19 protein-coding genes are annotated in these 19980 nt (G+C 33.8%); 12 read left to right on the top strand and 7 right to left on the bottom strand.

Annotated features, from left to right (window positions below; all coding sequences use genetic code 11):
• Nucleotides 1-10: 10 nt before the first annotated feature.
• Nucleotides 11-778, bottom strand: a complete 768-nt coding sequence (locus tag MHI02_RS17880; RefSeq protein ID WP_341166204.1) for a DeoR/GlpR family DNA-binding transcription regulator — start codon at nt 776-778, stop codon at nt 11-13.
• 291 nt (nt 779-1069) lie between these two features.
• On the opposite strand from MHI02_RS17880, the gene MHI02_RS17875 reads away from it, so the two are divergent.
• From MHI02_RS17875 to MHI02_RS17855, 5 genes are all read left to right on the top strand, one after another.
• On the top strand, nt 1070-1975 hold the full coding sequence (locus MHI02_RS17875; protein WP_341166203.1) for a ketose-bisphosphate aldolase: 906 nt from the start codon (nt 1070-1072) through the stop codon (nt 1973-1975).
• Nucleotides 1972-2436, top strand: coding sequence for a PTS sugar transporter subunit IIA (locus tag MHI02_RS17870; RefSeq protein WP_341166202.1), 465 nt, complete (start codon nt 1972-1974; stop codon nt 2434-2436). The genes MHI02_RS17875 and MHI02_RS17870 overlap by 4 nt, the downstream gene beginning before the upstream one ends.
• Nucleotides 2433-2762 (top strand): PTS fructose transporter subunit IIB, encoded by a 330-nt coding sequence (locus MHI02_RS17865; protein WP_341166201.1) that lies wholly within the window; start codon nt 2433-2435, stop codon nt 2760-2762. Before MHI02_RS17870 ends, MHI02_RS17865 begins: the two co-directional genes overlap by 4 nt.
• Before the next feature lie 111 nt (nt 2763-2873).
• Nucleotides 2874-3965 (top strand): PTS fructose transporter subunit IIC, encoded by a 1092-nt coding sequence (locus MHI02_RS17860; protein WP_341166200.1) that lies wholly within the window; start codon nt 2874-2876, stop codon nt 3963-3965.
• Nucleotides 3966-3985: 20 nt separating this feature from the next.
• Nucleotides 3986-4543, top strand: coding sequence for a D-lyxose/D-mannose family sugar isomerase (locus tag MHI02_RS17855; RefSeq protein ID WP_341166199.1), 558 nt, complete (start codon nt 3986-3988; stop codon nt 4541-4543).
• A gap of 674 nt (nt 4544-5217) precedes the next feature.
• On the opposite strand, the gene MHI02_RS17850 is transcribed toward MHI02_RS17855, so the two are convergent.
• The gene (locus MHI02_RS17850) at nt 5218-6447 is read right to left on the bottom strand and encodes an IS4 family transposase (protein WP_341165787.1); all 1230 of its coding nucleotides are present in this window, start codon (nt 6445-6447) and stop codon (nt 5218-5220) included.
• A gap of 284 nt (nt 6448-6731) precedes the next feature.
• Nucleotides 6732-7103 (bottom strand): VOC family protein, encoded by a 372-nt coding sequence (locus MHI02_RS17845; RefSeq protein ID WP_341166198.1) that lies wholly within the window; start codon nt 7101-7103, stop codon nt 6732-6734.
• Between the two features lie 733 nt (nt 7104-7836).
• Here MHI02_RS17845 and MHI02_RS17840 point away from each other — a divergent pair.
• The gene (locus MHI02_RS17840; RefSeq protein WP_341166197.1) at nt 7837-8613 is read left to right on the top strand and encodes a triose-phosphate isomerase; all 777 of its coding nucleotides are present in this window, start codon (nt 7837-7839) and stop codon (nt 8611-8613) included.
• Between the two features lie 99 nt (nt 8614-8712).
• Here MHI02_RS17840 and MHI02_RS17835 read toward each other — a convergent pair whose 3' ends face one another.
• A complete protein-coding gene (locus MHI02_RS17835; RefSeq protein WP_341166196.1) occupies nt 8713-9486 on the bottom strand; it encodes a DeoR/GlpR family DNA-binding transcription regulator in 774 nt (257 codons plus the stop codon).
• 430 nt (nt 9487-9916) lie between these two features.
• On the opposite strand from MHI02_RS17835, the gene MHI02_RS17830 reads away from it, so the two are divergent.
• The 3 genes from MHI02_RS17830 to MHI02_RS17820 all read left to right on the top strand — a co-directional run bounded on the left by MHI02_RS17830 (nt 9917) and on the right by MHI02_RS17820 (nt 13383).
• On the top strand, nt 9917-10738 hold the full coding sequence (locus MHI02_RS17830; protein WP_341166195.1) for a sugar phosphate isomerase/epimerase family protein: 822 nt from the start codon (nt 9917-9919) through the stop codon (nt 10736-10738).
• A gap of 47 nt (nt 10739-10785) precedes the next feature.
• Nucleotides 10786-11754, top strand: coding sequence for a 3-hydroxyacyl-CoA dehydrogenase family protein (locus MHI02_RS17825; protein ID WP_341166194.1), 969 nt, complete (start codon nt 10786-10788; stop codon nt 11752-11754).
• Between the two features lie 249 nt (nt 11755-12003).
• Nucleotides 12004-13383 (top strand): GntP family permease, encoded by a 1380-nt coding sequence (locus tag MHI02_RS17820; protein WP_341166193.1) that lies wholly within the window; start codon nt 12004-12006, stop codon nt 13381-13383.
• Nucleotides 13384-13709: 326 nt separating this feature from the next.
• On the opposite strand, the gene MHI02_RS17815 is transcribed toward MHI02_RS17820, so the two are convergent.
• From MHI02_RS17815 to MHI02_RS17805, 3 genes are all read right to left on the bottom strand, one after another.
• Complete coding sequence (locus MHI02_RS17815; protein ID WP_341166192.1) at nt 13710-14627, bottom strand: 2-hydroxy-3-oxopropionate reductase; 918 nt, start codon at nt 14625-14627, stop codon at nt 13710-13712.
• Nucleotides 14628-14974: 347 nt separating this feature from the next.
• Nucleotides 14975-15769 (bottom strand): IS3 family transposase, encoded by a 795-nt coding sequence (locus MHI02_RS17810; protein WP_341166214.1) that lies wholly within the window; start codon nt 15767-15769, stop codon nt 14975-14977.
• Nucleotides 15770-15865: 96 nt separating this feature from the next.
• On the bottom strand, nt 15866-16126 hold the full coding sequence (locus MHI02_RS17805) for a transposase (RefSeq protein WP_047184434.1): 261 nt from the start codon (nt 16124-16126) through the stop codon (nt 15866-15868).
• 299 nt (nt 16127-16425) lie between these two features.
• Here MHI02_RS17805 and MHI02_RS17800 point away from each other — a divergent pair, with 299 nt between their 5' ends.
• The 3 genes from MHI02_RS17800 to dhaL all read left to right on the top strand — a co-directional run bounded on the left by MHI02_RS17800 (nt 16426) and on the right by dhaL (nt 19293).
• On the top strand, nt 16426-17244 hold the full coding sequence (locus MHI02_RS17800) for a sugar phosphate isomerase/epimerase family protein (protein ID WP_341166191.1): 819 nt from the start codon (nt 16426-16428) through the stop codon (nt 17242-17244).
• A 370-nt stretch (nt 17245-17614) separates the two neighbouring features.
• Entirely contained in the window at nt 17615-18619 is a 1005-nt protein-coding gene (locus tag MHI02_RS17795; protein WP_341166190.1) for a dihydroxyacetone kinase subunit DhaK, read from the top strand.
• Between the two features lie 23 nt (nt 18620-18642).
• Nucleotides 18643-19293, top strand: a complete 651-nt coding sequence (gene dhaL, locus MHI02_RS17790; RefSeq protein ID WP_341166189.1) for a dihydroxyacetone kinase subunit DhaL — start codon at nt 18643-18645, stop codon at nt 19291-19293.
• The last annotated feature ends 687 nt before the right edge of the window (nt 19294-19980 follow it).

Below are 19980 nucleotides of genomic sequence, written 5' to 3'. Positions count from 1 at the left end.
TCCCTTCTTTTTAAACAATAAAGTTAGTATGTTTCTTATATTTATTGAGAATAAATGGATCAATATCTTTATCTGTAATGATGGTTGATACATCACCTATTTTAGCAATACTAGAAATAGAACTGTTATTAAACTTCGAGCTATCTATTAAGGCGATATTCTGATTTGAAACTTGAAGCATCTTTTTCTTCAATTCAACTTCATACAAATTAAAGTCTGAAAATCCATTCTTGGATGAAACTCCATAAGAAGAAAAGAATACTTTGTCAATATTAATTTTGTCAAATATTTCTTCTCCTAAAAGACTTTCGATCGCATTTGATTTTTTTCGAATGATTCCGCCAATCAATATAACTGTTAGATTTAAGTTTTCCCTAAGCAAATCAGCTGTTTTAAAGCCATTCGTTAGTACTGTAATTTCCAATTCACTGTTTTCTAATAGTTTAGCTAGTTCAAAGCAGGTTGAACTAGAATCAAGAATGATACACTCGGAATCTTGTATTAAAGAATAAGCTTTAGTAGCAATTTCCCTTTTTTGGTGAATGTTTAATTTTTCACGAGTATCATAACTTTGTTCATGTGGAGTCTTTGGGCTGGGGTTCACTAAAACAGCCCCCCCATGAGTTCGTTCCAGTTTATTTTCTTTTTGTAAAAGGTTTAAGTCTGACCGGATTGTTGGAAGGGAAACATTAAGGGAATGAGCTAATTCATTTACTGAGATAGATTCCTCTTCTTTTAATATATCGAGAATTCTTCTTCTTCTTTTTTCAGCGAACATAAGAATCTCTCCATTAGTTAAAATTTTTAAAATTATTATTTTAATTTAAGTATAGGGGATGGGAATGTATTTTACAATATTTTTAGTAAGTTAAAAAAACTAAAGAAAAAAATTAGTAAAAAAACGTTGACAAAAGAAAATATTCTAATTATTATGTGACTATAGTTAATATTCAAAAAATTGGGAAGGTTAGAGTTGGGCTTGGACTATTCGCAGAAGAAATACTTTTTAAGAAAAGGAATTGTACTTAAGCAATTCTTTTCTAAATAAAAATAGAGAGGGAGATTTGATTTGCTAATTACTGGGAAGGAAATGTTAGATGTAGCCAAGGAGAATAAGTTTGCTGTTCCTGCTTTTAATGCTGGTAGTGGTCAATTATTGACTGCGGTAATGGAGAGTGCTGAAGAAAAACATGCACCATTTATAATGGCTATCCATCCTCTTGAACTAGAATTTTTACGTGATAGTTTTGTATCTCAAGTAATCTATGAGGCTCAGCATACAAAGGTTCCAATTGCCATACATTTAGATCATGGATCTACGATTCAGCAAGTCATACATGCTATTAAATTAGGATTTACTTCTGTCATGATTGATAGTTCTCACTTGCCTTTTGAAGAAAATATAAAAATGACACAAAAAGTGGTTGAGATTGCACATGCGCAAGGAGTTTCAGTAGAGGCAGAATTGGGGACAATTGGAGATACTGGCAATACAGTAGAGGGTGGGGTTTCTGAAGTAATTTATACGGACCCTAAAAAGGCAGAAGAATTTGTAAGTAGAACAAATATTGATTCGTTAGCAGTAGCGATTGGAACAGCGCATGGTATTTATCCAAAAGATGTTAAACCTAAAATACGTTTAGACATTTTAGAGGAAATATCCAAGGTGACAGATATCCCTTTAGTTTTGCATGGGGGATCAAGTAATCCTGATCATGAAGTAATAGAAGCAATAAAATTAGGAATTGCAAAAATCAATATTTCGAGCGATATTAAGATCTCCTTTACAAATAAATTAAGAGAAATCCTAAATGGAGATAACCCAGAAATTAGAGAACCAAATGTAATATTTCCTAATTGTATTTACGAAGCTAGGAAAACTGCCAATCATAAAATTGATATTTTTAATACTGCTAACAAGGCGAAATGCTATGTTCTAGATAGTTTTAAGGAGAAGGTAGGGGGACTTATATGAAAATAGGAGAAATTTTGGATGAAAGAATAATAGCTGTTAATTTGGTAGCAGAAAATAAGGATCAAGCTATAACCTTACTTTCTAAAAAATTAAAAGATGCTGGTTATATTAATGACGTCAATAATTTTAAAAAAGATATATATGATAGGGAAGCGCAAGGACCAACAGGAATAGGGAATTATATCGCTATTCCTCATGGTCAAAGTGAGAGCGTTACCAATATTGGGATAGCCATTGGTAAGTTTCAAAACGAAATCAAATGGGAAACACTAGATGACAATGGGGTTAAAGTAGTTTGCTTGTTTGCAGTTAATCAGGATAGAGAATCAGCAGATAATCATTTATTACTTTTATCGGAATTTGCAACAAAATTAGGAAATGACTCTGCAGTTGACGCTTTGTTAGATGCAAAAAGTGTTCAAGAAATAAAAGATGTTTTTCTTAAGGAGGAATATGTATGAAAATTATAGGAATTGCTGCATGTACTGCTGGAATTGCACATACTTATATCGCCAAGGAAAAGTTAATAAAAGCCGCCCAGCAAGCTGGACACGAAATTCATATGGAAACACAAGGAACTATTGGACGTAAAGATGAATTAACAGAAGAACAAATTAGGGAAGCGGATGTTGTGGTTATTGCAGCGGATGTTAAAGTATCCGGAAAAGAACGTTTTAAAGATAAAAAGGTAATAGAGATTCCAACCGAAATTGTTATTCGAGCTCCAAAGAAATTAATAAAAAGGGTAGAGGAACTTGTTGAGGAATCAAATCAAGTAAATAACTGAATCACAATTATCTAGTTTTAAATGTGTAGAAAAAAGTAGCTTGTTAAAGAAGTTTTTTGATTCGTTTATTTTTTATAATCTAGCATGTTTCAATTATACCTTGAAAGGTAGATGAAAGTGAAAAATTTACAAATAAAAAAACATTTAATGACTGCTATATCTTATCTAATCCCAGTAGTTGTGGGCGCAGGATTTATGCTGGCAATTGGTAATATCGGCGGCGGAAATCAGATTACGGATATTGAAGTGGGATTCGGATTTTTTGATACTTTAACTACGATGGGTGGACTCGTTTTAGGTTTATTGCCGTTAGTAATATCTGTTGGTATTGCATACTCCATTGCTGATAAACCAGGTATTGCACCTGGTATGGTTATTGGGCTTGCTGCAATAAATATTCAAGCTGGTTTTTTAGGTGGAATTTTGGGAGGTTTTATTACTGGCTATTTAACAAAGTACATTACAGATAAATTAAAAGTACCTTTTTGGGCAGAGGGATTAAAACCAATGCTATTAATTCCACTTATATCTTCCGTTTTGTCTGGGCTCATCATGTACTTTGTTATTGGAAAACCTGTAGCAGCGGGAACAATACTCTTGCAAGATTACCTAAATGCACTCGATACTTCAGATAAAGTGCTTTATGGTATCATTATAGGAATTTTATCATCAATAGATTATGGTGGACCCGTAAATAAGGTTGTATTTGCCTTTGTGTTGAGTATGCAAGTAGAGGGAATTTACGAACCAATTACAGTTTTAATGTTAGCGTCAATGGTTACACCATTTGGAATGACGATGGCATACTTCTTCCAAAAACCATTTAAGAAAAATATTTATTCACAGAATGAGGTGGAAACATTAAAAACGGCGTTTCCTATGGGAATTGTGATGATTACAGAGGGGTGTTATCCGATTATTTTAAATGATCTCTTCCGCTGTATAATTGCAACAGGTGTTGGTGGCGCGGTCGGTGGAGCCTTATCGATGCTATGGGGAGCTGATTCAGCAGTACCACATGGGGGGATGCTAGCTATGGTAACCATGACTCAGCCATGGGCATTCCTACTAGCATTATTAATAGGCTCATTAGCCACTGCAATAGTATTATTTATTCTGAAGAAACCGGTAAGTAGAGATCAAGTTAATATTGGTGATGATAAAGAGGTAGATATTGATTTAAGTTCAATTAAAATTTCTTAACACCTTAAAGGAGAGGTATTATGTCTTATATATCAGGAGAATACAAGAAAGATGTTATTAACTTATATAAAAAGGCGAATGTAGTTCTTTCAGATAAAGAGATAGAGAATATTGATTATGCTGATTTTGGTCTAAATAATATTAGAGAGGAAGCACTAAACTTAGTAGTTTATGTAAATAATGAAAGGTATTGTGCAAAAGAAATGGTATTATTACCAGATCAAATATGTCCCGAGCATATGCATCCATCATTTAATGATAAATTAGGTAAACAAGAAACGTTTAGATGTAGGTGGGGGAAGGTATATTTATATGTGGAGGGTACTGAAGAATTAGAAGATGCTAAAATACAAGGAGTTCTTCCAGAGAAACATAGGAATTTTTACACATCCAGTAAAGAAATAGTTTTAGAACCCGGAGAACAATATACCATTGATCCAGATATCCGTCATTGGTTTAAAGCAGGACCTGAAGGAGCTGTAATTACGGAATTTTCTTCACCTAGTGATGATGCTTCTGATATTTTTACAAACCCAAATATAAAAAGAGTTGCAAGAGATAAGTTAAATATAAGGTAATTTATCTCTGAAAAGTATGGAAGAGGTACTTTTTTCGAAAAAGAGTACCTCTTCTATTTGTTTTCATGTTAATAGGATTTATCATCAGTTGCGTTTAGTAGACCTTTTATATTTGAGATTTATTTCCATTGATATGGTATACGTTAACAGATTCTAAATACGGAGGTTGTTCTAGAAAAAGACGGGCCACTTGAACATGATGCTTTATTCGTCGAGGTTAATACAAAAAGTCAGGGAGATTAAGATTGCTAGTGTGTACCGGGGATGGAAACGAATGGTAAACCGGAAAATTGATTGAGAAGCGACATTTCATTCATAAAGGAGCATTTGGCAATGATTATCCAGTATTATGACAATACTTTTTGTTATGGGACAAGTAGCCTGTTTCTGTGGTACTTTTCTTCACTTGTATATCTATATAAAGAAAAAAGTTATACTTAAATGTAGAACGTTATATTTTAAACAAACTATAATGTAATCTGTAGTATTTCTCCTTACTATAAAACAAAACACTAGCGTTGCATAAAAAATAATTGTAGAAGTCAACCATTTAATTTATAGCTTTAATTTAAATGTACAAATTTTCAGATATAAATTATATTTAATTTATGAAAAAAGGTTAACAGGGCTCTAAAGGTAGTCCTTTATCCATTTTCTGAATTTTATATAACATTTTAGATGATTGGGTCATAGGTTAAATCGTCTAAGAGCAAAACATCTCCTAATTCGTATTGTGCAACAGTTACTTGAAAGACCTTTTCGTGATCAAGCCTTCGTCGACCACGGGATGATCGCTCTGGTTCCTTGAATACTTTAGAAATAAGGGTTGTGATGGAGTGAGAACAGAAATCCCGTATCCAACGTAACATTTCCAGCAAGGTCCCTTTATAGCCAATTTTGTTTTTCATTAAAAGGGTTAAACAGAAAGAAATCATTGCCAAATAGATTTGATTATATACCGCATTTTCGCTTTTTCCATATAGTTTTTTAATAACCATATGCTGCTTGACCCATTTGAAAAATAATTCTATCTGCCAGCGGTTGCGGTAGAGATCACTCATTTCCTGTGCACTGACTTTAGCATCATTACACACAATTCGAATCTGATTTCCTTTACTGTCTACAGTTTCAACGAGTTGCAGCGGGTTCTTCATCTTTCCGATCTTTACTACCGCATGACGGGTGATCGGTGAAGAGGAATCAATCGGTAATTCCTCGATGACATGTACGACCGTGTTCGTTTTAATTCGTGTGACAAATCGAATACCTTCTGCACAGTAGGTATCAAACTTTTTAAAATTGAAATAGCCTCGGTCAAATACATGAAGAACGTTTTTATCTAATACGATTAATGAATCTAGCTGTGTTTCATCTGCAGGTCTTGCAGGTGTGAGAATGACTTCATTTGGGTAAGAAATGCCCTCGCAAAAAGTAATGGAAGTATGCATTTTCACACCCGATTTTGTATCTCGAAAATCTGCCCATTCATATTGACTAAGGCACATCGAAATCGTTGATGAATCAATCAGATGAAGCTTTCCAAGTGCTTTGCCTGCCGTTTTTGGTCCAAGTATGCGGTGCAGTTTTTGAATTAGATGATGCAGGATAACCTGGAAAATCTCGGATGGTATATCCCCATTTTTTCGAGATAGCTGTGATTTACTAATGCTTTCTATGCCAACCAATCTTTGGACGGTTTTCTTGCGTTTTATCGTGTCACTTATCCGCTGAAGGTTATCTAGTTGCTTCAATTGCGCATAAATAAACGTGTTCATAAACGTAAGCACATCAAACTTTTTGACATATTTGTCAATCTTGGCGTGATCAATCATTTTTTGTATTATTTTTGAATCTAATGGATGAATGTATTCCTTGAATACAGTTTTTATGGTATGATTGTCCATGGTTATCTCCTTATAGTTAGGGATTTGGACAGGACTATCATACCCTAATTATAAGGTTTTTTTATGGATTTTTGTAGTGAAAGTTCCTATTATTAATAATATTGACATAAAATGTTTCGCTTGACTTTTTACCGAAAACTTTATGCAACGCTAGTGAAAACAAAAATAAAATAAATGATGTGGCCAAAAGAAAAGAACAGCACTAAGTAGACTATACAAGTGCTGTTCGTAATTAGCAGTGGGGTAACTGATGGAAAATGTTTTTATTGTGTCCCTTAATAATATTATCTTTGAAAAAACTCTATCTTCTCATTTTCTGGACCACTAATGAAAAAATATTGATACCCATTTGGAAGGGTAATTATTTTTTCCTCAATAAAGTTAACATTTTTTTCTTTAATATGTTCAAAGAATTCTTGAATATTTTCAATAGCAATAGCGATGTGATTCACTTTTCCTTCAATCGGATATTCGCCACTATCCTGTACTAATTCAAGATCTGTTTCAGGTTCATTTTTAAAACCGAGAAAAGCGAGTATTTTTTCCCCATCATTTTGATATACCTTTTGTTTAAATGTCATACCTACAATTTCTTCATAGAATTTAATAGCCTTTTCAATATCTTGAGTCATAACTCCAACATGATCTAGTCTCATGTATATTACCCCCTCTGATTACGGAACTTTGCCAAAGTCATATTATTTAAACCATTTGTACTCTGATAGATTTGTTATAAAACAGGAAGAGTGTCTCATATATTTGAGTGCTTTTTTAATTAGGTTCGTAAAATCCGTTACACTCATCTGGTACGGTGGATGTATTAACTCTAATAATCCCCCTTTTTAAAAGTAAGAGCAATTAAGATATTTCCCTTGTAATCTACGGTCTGAGAATTCCAGCATCAATCCTTACAACTTCGTGTTTTAATAGTGCTATCAAATAATGATAAAACTATGTTTGAATTAAGAAAAAGGTTTATTAATGGAATATTAACACATTTAAAGAACTTTAACTATACCTAAAACAAAGTTGATAAATAGTTCGAGTACATAAAAATTACTGTACTATATGTACTGGAAGCTTATGAAGTAATTATGAATGGTACGGACGGCAAAAAGTAAATGAGAATAGTCCAGGTGTAATGTAAATCGTAAAAGTGCCCCCATGAGAATTAATTCTTTAGTTGATTTAATGCTCCAACAGAAGAAAGTAGGAGATATGATTAAAGGTTAAAAACAAATACAAAATTAGTCAAGCTAATAATATAAGTGCATATAATTTCTCTATACATTTGATAGAATTGTTTTCATTTTAAAGGCAAATGAAAATAATTGCTTTTTTTATTTTTAACATGTAATAATAAAAATAAAAGGCAAAGGAGACACAAGGATGAAAAATAAATTCTGGGTTGGGACAAATTGGAAGATGACAAAAACTTTAAAAGAAGGTCTATCTTATACGGAAGAACTTGCAAGGATTTCAGAAAACGTTAATACTAATATTGAAATTTTCATCATTCCTTCTTACACTGCGCTAATTCCGATTAAAGAAATAACCGGAAAATCAAGAATTCATATTGGTGCACAAAATATGCATTGGGAGGATCAAGGTGCTTATACTGGGGAAATATCTGCTAAAATGTTAGACGAAATTGGCATTGATATTATTGAATTAGGGCACTCTGAACGTAGACAATACTATAACGAGAATGATGAAGATATTAATAAAAAGGTACATGCAGGACTAAAATATGGCATGAAGCCCCTTGTATGTATTGGGGAAAATATTAATCAAAAAAATAATGGTATATCTAAAGAATCTTTAGCAGCACAATTAAAAGTTTGTTTGAAAGATTTAACGAATGAACAAGTAAAAAATACGATGGTAGCTTATGAACCAGTTTGGGCAATTGGGGAAGGGGGAATTCCAGCAGATTCCCTATATGTTGCAGAAATCCATCAATTTTTACGTAAGCAATTAGTAGAAATGTTTGGTGAAGTTGGATCAACTATCCCATTATTGTATGGTGGAAGTGTGAATCTAGATAATTTTATAGAATATAGCGATATTGAAGATGTAAATGGATTGTTTATCGGACGATCAGCGTGGAATACAAAGAGTTTCGAACAAATTCTTCGACGTTTAGACAAGCATTTGTTGTCATAAGAACACTAGTCAGTGCCCTTAAACTTTTATACTTTTATACTTTAAGAAAAGGACTATCATATTCACAAATCGATTTGACAGTCCTTTTTTGATATAATATTATTCCGCAATTACTACCCTCACTCCACTATTTGTTAGTTTTCCTAGTAATTCCTTATCAATTTCCTTATCGCTGATTAAAGTATCAACATGCTCTGTTTCAGCAAATACTGCGCTCGAATTCTTCCCAATTTTGGTGGAATCGATTAAAGCGATTACATTTTCTGCCCTTTTAATCATTTCTTTTTTTAAAGTTACTTCATATAAATTAAAGTCCGTTAGCCCTGATTCGAAAGTGAACCCATTGGACGAAGTAAACATCGTGTCTATGTTGACAGAATCCAAGATATTTAATCCTAAAGTTCCTTCTATAGCACCTGATCCTTTTGTTATGACTCCGCCAACAAGAATGACAGTTATTTCTGGGTTTTCTATTAATTCTAATGCTGTTTGAATTCCACTAGTTATCACGGTTAATTGAGTAGATTGTTTTTTTATATAACTTGCTAACTCTAATACTGTGGAACTAGCATCTAGTATTATGCACTGTTTTTCTTGTACCAATTCTAATGCTTTTAATGCGATTTTCTGCTTTTCTTTTTTATTTTTCATTTTTCGAACAGAAAACCTTGTTTCTATTTCTAATTCACCATTTAATACTGCTCCGCCATGTGTTCTTGTAAGTAATCCATCTTGTTCAAGTTGGTTTAAATCGGTTCGTAATGTTGCTTCCGAAACTCCAATCCTTTCAGCTAACTCTTTTACAGTAACCCGCTTTTTCTCTTTCAAGGTTTCCATTATAATGCTTCTTCTTTCACTTACAAACATCTTCATCCTTAATCCCATCCCCGAGTAATTGTAATTTAATCTTAATTCTAAAGACTATTAATTGCAATATAAGAATAATGCACATTCATTGGATATTTAAAAAATCAATAATAACTTCTGTATTGTTAATTCAAAAGCAAATGATAATATTTAATATAATTATAAATGTGATTAAAAGTGATCACAAGTTAAGGGCTTAGATTTTAAGTTAATATCTTAAATAGAATATCCTATCACATTAGTCATTTATGTTGATTAATGAATAATTGTAATGTATATATTTATTTTAATGATTGGAAGTCCTGTATCCCCTTATTACTCGAAAACAGCAAAAAAATATGAAAGCAAACGACAGTATTATTGACAAATTGATAATAAGTGATAATATAAGTGTATAGCGTAAGGAAAGCGATTTCAATTTAGGGGGGGCTAAGTGATGATAAAGTTTGGGTGTCATGGTTGCACTTGGGAATTAGATTACGATAAGGAAGAAGACTATCTTGACGACATTATGGATACTGTTGCAAATGTTGGATTTAAAGGTATTGATGTACAAGTAGCCTTATTAGGAAGGCATAAGAATGATCCTGAGCGACTTAAAGATGCTCTGGATAAAAGAGGAATAGAATTAGCGGCGCTCACTATTCCATTTTCTTGGGAACATGATGAGGAAACAAAAGAGGAAAAGGAACGTGCAGATTACTATATAAACTATTTATCTCATTTTCCAAATCCAATTTTGAATCTACCGGCTAGAAATGGAAAAAATAGAGATGACCTATTAAAAAGACAGAAGCAAATTATTAATTGCGCAAATTCTGTGGGAATGCGAGCTTTTGAGAAAGGAATTACAGCTTCTTTTCATCCTGCATCACCGGCAACTTCTTATTTTAGAACCAAAGAAGACTATGATGTTTTATTTGATGGTTTAGATAGAAGATTCATAGGTTATACTCCTGACGCTGGGCACATTAGAATGGGGGGTATGAATCCAGTTGAAGTTGTTCGAGATAATCTAGATATTATAAAGCATGTTCATATTAAAGATTGCTCAAGCACGTTAGAATGGAGAAAGATGGGTACTGGCGATATAGACTTTCCAGCCCTTGTACAAACTCTAGTAGACTATGGATATTCTGGTTGGATTATGACAGAAGAAGAAACGGAAGAAACATTTGAAAACCCAACTAAAACAGTAAATCAAATTAGAAATTATGTGGTTCATACTTTAGAGCCAGTTATATATGCTAAAAACTAAGCTAAGCATCACCATAAAATATAAAAACTAATTAATGAGGTGTTATTATGGTAGTACAAGAAAATTTATCAATCGTTGGATCAGGAATTATGGGACATTCCATTGCTTTAACAGCTGCATGGGCGGGTTTTGAAGTAAAAGTTTGGGGAATGAATGAAGAGGATATCAATCGTGCAAAACAGAGTCTTGAATCTAAATTAGATGGATTAGTGGGGTATGAAGTTTTTGATAATGACGAAAAGCAAGCCATCACAAATAGAATTTATTTTACAGAATCACTGGAAAACTGCGTCGCTAATGCAACTTTTATTATTGAGGCAATTCCAGAAATTCTCGAATTAAAACAGGAGTACTTCCAAAAGTTGGATGATATGTGTCCTGAAAATACGATTATTGCAAGTAATACATCAGGTCTAAGTGCTACTGCAATTGCTAAGTTGACGAAAAACCCATCTAGAACAGTTGTTACACACTTTTGGCTTCCGGCACACCTAATGCCATTAGTTGAGGTAGTTCGTGGGGATCATACTTCTGATAAGACTGCAGAACGCGCTTTAGCGTTACTTAAATCAATGAATAAGAAACCAATCCTTGTTAAGAAAGATGTATTAGGATCTGTTGGTAATAGATTACAATACGCTATTTTTAGAGAAGCTCAATATATTCTTCAAGAAGGAATTGCTTCTATGGAAGATATTGATGCAGCAATCCGATATAGTTTGGGAAGACGTTTTGGGGTAACCGGACCTTTTATGACTATGGATATGGGTGGTTTAAACACGAATGCTTCCATTACATCTTATCTTTTTGAAGATTTAAGTGATAGAAAAGTAATTTTCCCACAAATGAAAGAATTAGTTGACAATGGCCACATTGGTCCGAAAACTGGAAAAGGATTCTATGATTGGACACCTGAAATGACAGAAAAAATGGAAAAAGAACGCGAAGAAGAACTAATTCACTGGGTTAAAAAGGATCTGAAGGAAGCAAAGAAATCAAAAGTATCTGTTAACTAATAATTAGTAGAATTTTAATTCTATAAAAAGAGTGTTTGTCATTATTTATGTAAATTGAAAGATTTCTTAAAGGGAAGAGAAGATAGATAAGTTTAATCACGTTGTATGTATAGATTCATAGACTTTTATTCGTATACCATTATATTCGTTTTCCCTACTAACTTCTCTTTCTTCTTTAATTCTTTTCAGTATAATTATTTGAATATTCCCAATATTGGGAGTACCTTATGTTAAAATGGAGGTAATTCTGTGGATTCTTTAACTTGGCTAATAGCCGTAGCGGTAATTGGTATCTCATTACTACTATTTCTTGTAATGAGGCAGAAATTCCAAGCTTTTCTTGCACTTATTGTAGTTAGTGTACTTGTCGGACTAGCATTCGGGATGACACCAGAGGATTTATTTGCAACTTTTGACAAAGGGATGGGGGAAACGGTTGCCTTTATTTCAATTGTCATTGGATTAGGTGCGATGTTTGGTGAGATTTTAAGAGTATCAGGAGGTGCCGAAAGTCTAGCAAAAACAATGCTTGACAAATTTGGTGAAAAAAGGTCGCCATGGGCACTTGCTATTGCTGGTTTAGTTATTTCCATTCCAATATTCCTTGATGTGGCTCTGGTTATTCTAATGCCAATTTTATATTCATTACAGAAGAAAACAGGGAAATCATTATTACTTTATGGTATCCCGTTATGTGCTGGACTATTAGCGGCACATGGTATGATACCACCTACACCAGGTCCGTTGGCAGCAGCTTCACTTATTGGGGCAGATATTGGGTGGGTTATTATCTTTGGTTTAATCATTGGTATAATTTGTATGATTGTTGCTGGACCATTATTCGGTAATTATATCGCCAAAAAGATTTATGTCCCAGTTCCAGAAATGATGGATGAACAAGCGGCAGCGATTGAGCAAGAAATTGAAAAGAGAGAAAATGGACAAGAGACAAAAGAATTACCTAGTTTTATTAGTGTTCTTTCTATTATTTTATTACCTCTTTTACTAATCTTATTGAATACACTCGCACCGTTTTTAACGGTTGAAGGTTCAACATTGTATAACGCATTAGTGTTTATTGGTCATCCGTATATAGCACTTGCAATTACAACATTATTGACAATGTATATCTTTGGAACAAGACGTGGTTATACTAAAGATGATATTCAAAACATTACTACGAAAGCGCTTGAGCCTGCAGGTATTATAATTCTAATTACAGGTGCTGGTGGGATCTTCGGTGAAATGTTAGTTGCTTCAGGAATCGGCGAAATGTTAGCGAACCTTATGGAAACTGCAAATTTACCAGTTATCGTGTTTGCTTTTATAACAGCAGCTGTACTAAGAATTGCTATAGGATCCGTAACAGTAGCAATGGTTACAACTTCGAGTATTGTTGGACCAATTTTGGCTACACTTTCTGTAAGTGAACCAATGTTAGGATTAATCGTAATATCAATCGCTTCAGGTGCGGTTATTGCATCCCATGTAAATGATTCCGGTTTCTGGATGGTAAACCGTTATTTTGGAATGAGTGTTGGTGATACACTTAAATCCTGGACAATGATGTCAGTTATAGTTTCTTTAGTAGGTTTCGCAATGAGTCTTTTAATCAGTCTTTTCCTTTAATAGATTTCGGAAACTTTTAAAAGAACTCTGTAGCTATGAGCATAGAGTTCTTTTCTATTTATATAGAGGGATAATCTATTGGAGGAGTTTACGGTATCAACTTTGGAACCTTTTTATAACAGTTTTAAATAAATTATCCCATCGATAATCTTAATATATAAATATTGTGTGAAATTTTCTCAGTTAGTATGAGCTTAAATCATTTGATTCACGTAAATTAATGAAACAGATAGCCTCTAGCAACCAATACATTGGCCACTAGGGGCTAAATTAATGGTAAAATATATACTAATCTACATGATTAGCCTCTCTTAGATAACCAATTGTCAAACTATCTCTTTCCCACCTTTTGGTATTCGATGGTTCCCCATCCTTTCAAAAAAGTCAATAATAAATGAATGGTCCTTTTTAGCGTATCCATTAGCAATTTCTGAGCTAAATATTTCTTTAACTAACTGTGTGACAGGTAGTGGTAAACCAATTGCGTTTGCTGAAGATTGAACATTGGCTAAGTCCTTGAAGTTTATTTCAATACGTCCACCAGGCTCAAAATTTCTATCAATAATTAATGGCATTTTCGCTTCCATTACAGCACTACCAGCAAGTCCACCACTTATTGCCTCATATAATTTATTTAAGTCGATACCTGATTTACTAGCAAAAACACACGCTTCTGACAAAGCAGTTAGATTGATGCTTACAATAATTTGATTTGCTAGTTTAGCAACTGTTCCAGCTCCATTTGTCCCTACGTGGACGATCTTATCCCCCATCGCTTCAAAGAGTGGTAAAACTCGATTAAATTGTTCTTCCTCTCCCCCTGCCATAATTGCTAGGCTTCCTTTTATAGCCATAGGTTCTCCACCACTCACTGGTGCATCTATATAATGTATTCCTAATTTTTTTAATCTACTAGCAAAGGATTTTGACTCTTCTAGTGATACAGAGCTCATATCCACAATTAATGTATTGGATTTTGCGTTTTTAACGATACCGTCATCCGCAAATAACACTTGTTCAACATGCTTTCCTGTTGGAAGCATAGTGATGATCACATCGCACATTTCTACCATTTCTCTATTTGAGTTACAAGCAATTCCTCCTAATTCTACTAATTCATTTACCGCATCTTTATTCAAATCAAATAGATATGTATCAAATCCTGTATTAATTAAATGCTTTGCCATTGGTTTTCCCATAATGCCTAATCCAATAAATCCTATTTTCATATTAACTACCTCCATGTAAGTGTTTACTTTATGTTTTTATTTTATATTAAAACAAAATGGTGTGATTTACAATTAAAAGGTAAATAAAATGATATTATTTGAAAGTATTAAAAGATGAAAAATGAACTTTTAAGGAATTAATATCTATAAAGGTAGCCATTAAATGGTGGATCTACGTCAAGTTTTTGGACACAAAAAGATTAAGTTTTTTTGCACAACAACCATTCATGGATTGTTCCACGTCCCAAGTAGATTGTCAAAGTGAAAAGATCCTTTGACAATCTACTTGGGACGTGGAGAAATAAACCCATGGCTGTTGTGCCAAAAAAATGTGAAGGGGGAAGTGTTCTGTACCCCATGTTTTACGCTGCTATTCGGCACATTTTTTCGTATTCATCCGGTGTCAAATAACCAATGCTTCCATGAATTCGTTTGCGATTATACCAACCTTCGATGAATTGAAATAACGCAATTCTCGCTGTCTCAAAGCTTTCGTATTTGGTTAGATACACTTCTTCTTTTTTCAATATGGCATGAAAAGATTCAATACAAGCGTTGTCATATGGACATCCTTTTCGACTAAATGACGGAACCATTTCATGTTTTTTTAGTAGTTTTTGAAAGGCTTCACTTGTATATTGTGTTCCTAAATCTGTATGCACGATAAGACCGGGATCGGGCTTTTGATCTTGAATCGCATTCTGAAGTGCTTCCAGCACAATTTCTGTTGTCATGGTACGAGAGAATTTATATCCGACCACTTTTTTTGTATGTAAATCAAGAACGGACGCTAGATAACACCAACCATCACGAAGCGTATGGACATATGTAATATCAGCTACCCATTTTTCGTTGATTGTTGTTGTAGTGAAATCTTGATTTAATACATTTTCTCGTTCTTCTACGGGCTTTTGTGTTGGTGTTGGGCGGAATTTTTTTACAATACATGATTGGATGCCTGCTTGTTTCATCAAACGTTGAACTCGATTGATACTGCCTGTATAGCCTTCTTTTTTAAGTATTTCAAAGATTTTAGGGGCCCCATAACGACCCTTACTTTCTTTATGGATTGCTCGAATTCGTTCAAGCAGTTGTTCGTTGGCGACATGATAGCTATTCGGCTTCTTGTGAAACGATTGATAATACGTACGATTGATAATACGTACTTTTAGGCATCTTTAAAACACGACACATCATTTGGATTGGATGATGTTCGCTTTCTTTTGTAATCAAGTCAATCAGTTCTTGCTCATCTATTTTCTCGCGAATATGGTCATAGCCTTTTTTAAGATTTCGATCTCCTGTTTTAATCGAAGATTTTCCTTTTGAATGGCTTCTATATCAGCCAAAGTTAATTCCTGTTCACATTCAATTGGAGAGAGTTGCTTAATCCATTTATAAATCGTTACTTCTGAAACACCATATTCGCTAGAGAGTTGACTGACTGGAGTGCCTGAGCGATAAAGCTCAACTACTGTTTGTTTAAATTCTTGATTATACCGTTTTTGACTCATGATTCGGACACAACCTTTCGTTAGTTTAATATTAATGACTTAACCAAGTTGTGTCCATAAATCTATACTACATCTATGGTATATATAAGTGTTAACAAGGAATAAGGATAACTTACCTATTTATTTTTGTAGTTACTTAGTATTATCAATTATATTTGTTTAACATAAATACCAACAACAATATTGACAAATTGAAAGTAAATGATAAAATAAAGACGAATGTAACTGCAAACGTTTACAACAGTATCTATTATTATAATTAAGTAATCAAAGATTATGAGAATTAGGGGGATAAAATTATGGCGATAGAATTTGGATGTCATGGTTCTACATGGGTTTTAGATTATGATGTTGAAGCTGATATTATGGATAAAATAATGGATGATGTTCAGAGAGGTGGTTTCACTGGATTAGATATGCAAGTCGCTTTACTAGGGAGATATAAAAATGAACCAAAACGCTTTAAAGAGGAGCTTGACAAAAGAGGTCTTAAATTAGCTTCTTTGACATTACCACATTCATTTATAGATGGGAAGTCATCCCAAAATGAGAGAGAATTGCAAGATTACTATTTTAAATATCTAAATCACTTTCCTGGAGCAATCTTAAATGTACCTTCGAGAGTTGGACCGAATAGGGACAATTTATTACAAAGACAAAAGGAAATAATAAAAGGTGCCAACGAACTTGGAAAACGTGCATACGAGAATGGAATTGTAACAGCGCTTCATCCTATATCTTATAAAACTTCTTATTGGATATATAAAGAGGACTACGATGTGCTATTTAATGGACTAGACCCTAAGTATATGGGCTACACTCCCGACGTCGGCCACATCCAATTCGGAGATATGAATCCAGTAGAAATTATTAAAGAAGCATTACCATTAATCAAACATGTACACTTTAAAGATGCTTCTATCAAACATGAGTGGAAGAAAATGGGGGAAGGGGATATTGATATTCCTCAATGTGTACAAGTACTTAAAGATTATGGTTATGATGGTTGGATGATCGTTGAAGAAGAAACACCAGAAGCACAAACAAACACGAGTGAAGTAATCATAGAGATTGGTAAATATGTAGAAAGGAACTTATATCCTATCATTAAGGACTAACTAACTTATAAGTCTAGTAAGTTTAGCATTTAAGGACGCCTTTTGCTTTTAAATCCACAGGTAGGGATTGTACTAAAATGATTTATTTGTAAACACAGGCTCTCAAATCCAAAAAAAAACAATGGTGGTAGATAGGGTGAAAATTGTAATAGCAGATCATGAATATAAAGATTATAAATCCTTAATTACGAAAATGTTGAATTGGTCGTAATTCAATGTGAAACAGAAAATGGTGTAATTGCGGCATGTATAGATACGGATGGAATTATTAATTTTTATACCCCAATATCACGTTACGTGGTTGAGACATTGAAAAGACAGTAAAATTAATTAATTAATCAAAATTACTAGTTATTAAGGAGTGAAATGTATGAAAAAAATGATCAATGATCCTAAAAACGTAGTAGAAGAAATGGTAGAAGGGTATGTAAAAGCACATCCTAATCATATAAAACAACTTCCAGAAAATGATAGAGCACTAGTAACAGCAAGAGAAACTCGTGAAGGAAAAGTGGGCGTTCTTATCGGTGGTGGTTCAGGTCACGAGCCAGGATTTATGGGTTATGTTGGCGATGGAATGGCTGACGGTGTAGCAGTAGGTAACATCTTTGCTTCTCCATCTCCAGATCCAATTCTGGAAGTAACGAAAGCTATCGATAAAGGTGCGGGAGTTGTTTATTTATATGGTAACTATGCTGGAGACGTAATGAACTTTGGTATGGCTGCAGAGATGGCTGACCTAGAAGAAGATATTCAGGTTGGTACAGCATTGGCGTCAGATGACGTAGCATCTGCACCAAAAGAAGAAAAAGAAAAACGTCGCGGTATCGCCGGAGAATTCTTTATCTATAAAGCGGCGGGGGCAGCAGCAGACTTTGGTTACAACCTAGATGACGTTGTAAGAGTAGCAAAAAAGGCAAATGAAAATACACGTTCTATGGGTGTTGGTTTATCTCCATGTTCATTACCGCAAACAGGTGAGCCAAGCTTTGAAATCGGTGATGATGAAATGGAAATTGGATTAGGTCACCATGGTGAGCCCGGAATTGAAAAAGGTCCTATAGAATCAGCTGATAAAGTAGCAGATCGTCTTGTGCATGATATTTTAGCTGATATTGAAATTAACTCAGGAGATAAAGTAGCGGTTCTAGTGAATGGCCTTGGATCTACACCAAGAATGGAACTATATATTGTATATAGAAGAGTAGAACAAATTTTACGTGAAAAAGGTATCGAAATCTACCGTTCATACGTTGGTGATTATATTACTTCTCTTGAAATGGGAGGATGTTCCGTTACATTAATGAAATTAGACGAAGAGTTAGAAAGAGCAATCGACCACCCAGTAGATTGCCCAATGTTCGTTCAAAAGTAAGAATACAATAGGGGGAAACAACGATGAATTTAACAGCTAAACAATTAAAAGATTATTTTAAAGAAATTGTAGAAATGATTGAAAAGGAAAAAGACTATCTTTGTGAGCTTGACCGTAAACTAGGTGACGGGGATCATGGTGTTACTATGTCTATCGGTTGGCAAGCAGTAAATGAAAAATTAAACAATGAACTTGCGGAAGAACAAGATTGTGCAAAAATCAGCTTAACAGTTGGTAAAACATTTCTTAGTGCTGTTGGCTCATCTGTAGGTCCACTTTATGCTACAGGATTTATGAGAGGTGCCAAAGTTGTTAAAGGTAAAACGGAAATGAACGATATTGATTTAGCTGAATACTGGATTGCTTTTGCAAAAGGAATTAAAGAGCGTGGACAAGCAGAAGTTGGCGATAAAACAATGATTGATACACTTGAGCCATTCTTTATTAGCCTAGAGAAACAATTTGCTGAGTCTAATGATTTCCTTCCGTCCTTCAGTACGGCGGTAGAAGAAGCGAAAAAAGGTATGGAATCAACGAAAGATATCGTATCCAAAAAAGGTCGTTCAAGCCGTTTAGGTGAACGTTCTATAGGTGCCCAGGATCCTGGTGCAACTTCTGCATATTTAATCTTATCAACGTTCTTAAACTTTGTAGACAATAAAGCTAATTGTTAAAGTATCAAATTAATGTGAATAGAGTTCAGTAATTAAAGTTTCTATTTTGTTTATAAGGGTATGAAAGAAGTAAGGAATTCATCTTCACCATGAGATGGGAGTCTAAAAAAAGGGAATAAAAAAGCAAACTATTTTTGTTCCCTTAGTCTCTTAAACTAGGTAGCAATAATTTCCCCCCCACTTTTGTGGTTACTTCAACATCCATTTATTTACGGTGTTTAGATAGACAATCTCATTTATAGTAAACACTGCACTTAATGTTAAACTGATTTTTGAGGAGTCGATTAAGGCGAAAACCTTGTTAGCCTTTTTAATTAATTATTTTTTCTAGAGTTTCATATAAATTGAAATTAGCACTCAGGTTATATTGGTAAATCCAATAGCGGAAGTGTGCTTGTTATCTATATTAATATCCTCTACCGTATTAGAACCTAATCAAACAACCCCCCAAAAATGAGAATTATGATGATTTAACGAATTTCGTTAGTATACCATTAGTTAATACTGTTAGTTGGATAGAGAGAGTTTTAGAACTATCGTAAGTTCGAATGGTTGAGAACTCGTATCTAAATTGTCTTTTCAGTGATGCTTCCTTTATCACGTATAAAAAATTGGTTTCATTTTCTTTCCCCTATTATAAAACCCTTCACAATTTATGCATTATAAAAATCCTTTTATTTCTAACTG

This window comes from Oceanobacillus sp. FSL K6-0118, assembly GCF_038006665.1.
In the GTDB taxonomy this organism is placed as follows: Bacteria; Bacillota; Bacilli; order Bacillales; family Amphibacillaceae; genus Oceanobacillus; species Oceanobacillus caeni.
This window is presented reverse-complemented; position numbering and strand designations above follow the sequence as displayed.

Bases quoted from the DNA above. Each gene is read 5' to 3' on its own strand.
- dhaL (WP_341166189.1), top strand. From the start codon at position 18,643: ATGAATTTAACAGCTAAACAATTAAAAGATTATTTTAAAGAAATTGTA.
- MHI02_RS17830 (WP_341166195.1), top strand. From the start codon at position 9,917: ATGATAAAGTTTGGGTGTCATGGTTGCACTTGGGAATTAGATTACGAT.
- MHI02_RS17860 (WP_341166200.1), top strand. From the start codon at position 2,874: ATGAAAGTGAAAAATTTACAAATAAAAAAACATTTAATGACTGCTATA.
- MHI02_RS17880 (WP_341166204.1), bottom strand. From the start codon at position 778: ATGTTCGCTGAAAAAAGAAGAAGAAGAATTCTCGATATATTAAAAGAA.
- MHI02_RS17865 (WP_341166201.1), top strand. From the start codon at position 2,433: ATGAAAATTATAGGAATTGCTGCATGTACTGCTGGAATTGCACATACT.
- MHI02_RS17805 (WP_047184434.1), bottom strand. From the start codon at position 16,126: ATGAGTCAAAAACGGTATAATCAAGAATTTAAACAAACAGTAGTTGAG.
- MHI02_RS17855 (WP_341166199.1), top strand. From the start codon at position 3,986: ATGTCTTATATATCAGGAGAATACAAGAAAGATGTTATTAACTTATAT.
- MHI02_RS17800 (WP_341166191.1), top strand. From the start codon at position 16,426: ATGGCGATAGAATTTGGATGTCATGGTTCTACATGGGTTTTAGATTAT.
- MHI02_RS17795 (WP_341166190.1), top strand. From the start codon at position 17,615: ATGAAAAAAATGATCAATGATCCTAAAAACGTAGTAGAAGAAATGGTA.
- MHI02_RS17870 (WP_341166202.1), top strand. From the start codon at position 1,972: ATGAAAATAGGAGAAATTTTGGATGAAAGAATAATAGCTGTTAATTTG.
- MHI02_RS17835 (WP_341166196.1), bottom strand. From the start codon at position 9,486: ATGAAGATGTTTGTAAGTGAAAGAAGAAGCATTATAATGGAAACCTTG.
- MHI02_RS17815 (WP_341166192.1), bottom strand. From the start codon at position 14,627: ATGGAGGTAGTTAATATGAAAATAGGATTTATTGGATTAGGCATTATG.
- MHI02_RS17840 (WP_341166197.1), top strand. From the start codon at position 7,837: ATGAAAAATAAATTCTGGGTTGGGACAAATTGGAAGATGACAAAAACT.
- MHI02_RS17825 (WP_341166194.1), top strand. From the start codon at position 10,786: ATGGTAGTACAAGAAAATTTATCAATCGTTGGATCAGGAATTATGGGA.
- MHI02_RS17850 (WP_341165787.1), bottom strand. From the start codon at position 6,447: ATGGACAATCATACCATAAAAACTGTATTCAAGGAATACATTCATCCA.
- MHI02_RS17845 (WP_341166198.1), bottom strand. From the start codon at position 7,103: ATGAGACTAGATCATGTTGGAGTTATGACTCAAGATATTGAAAAGGCT.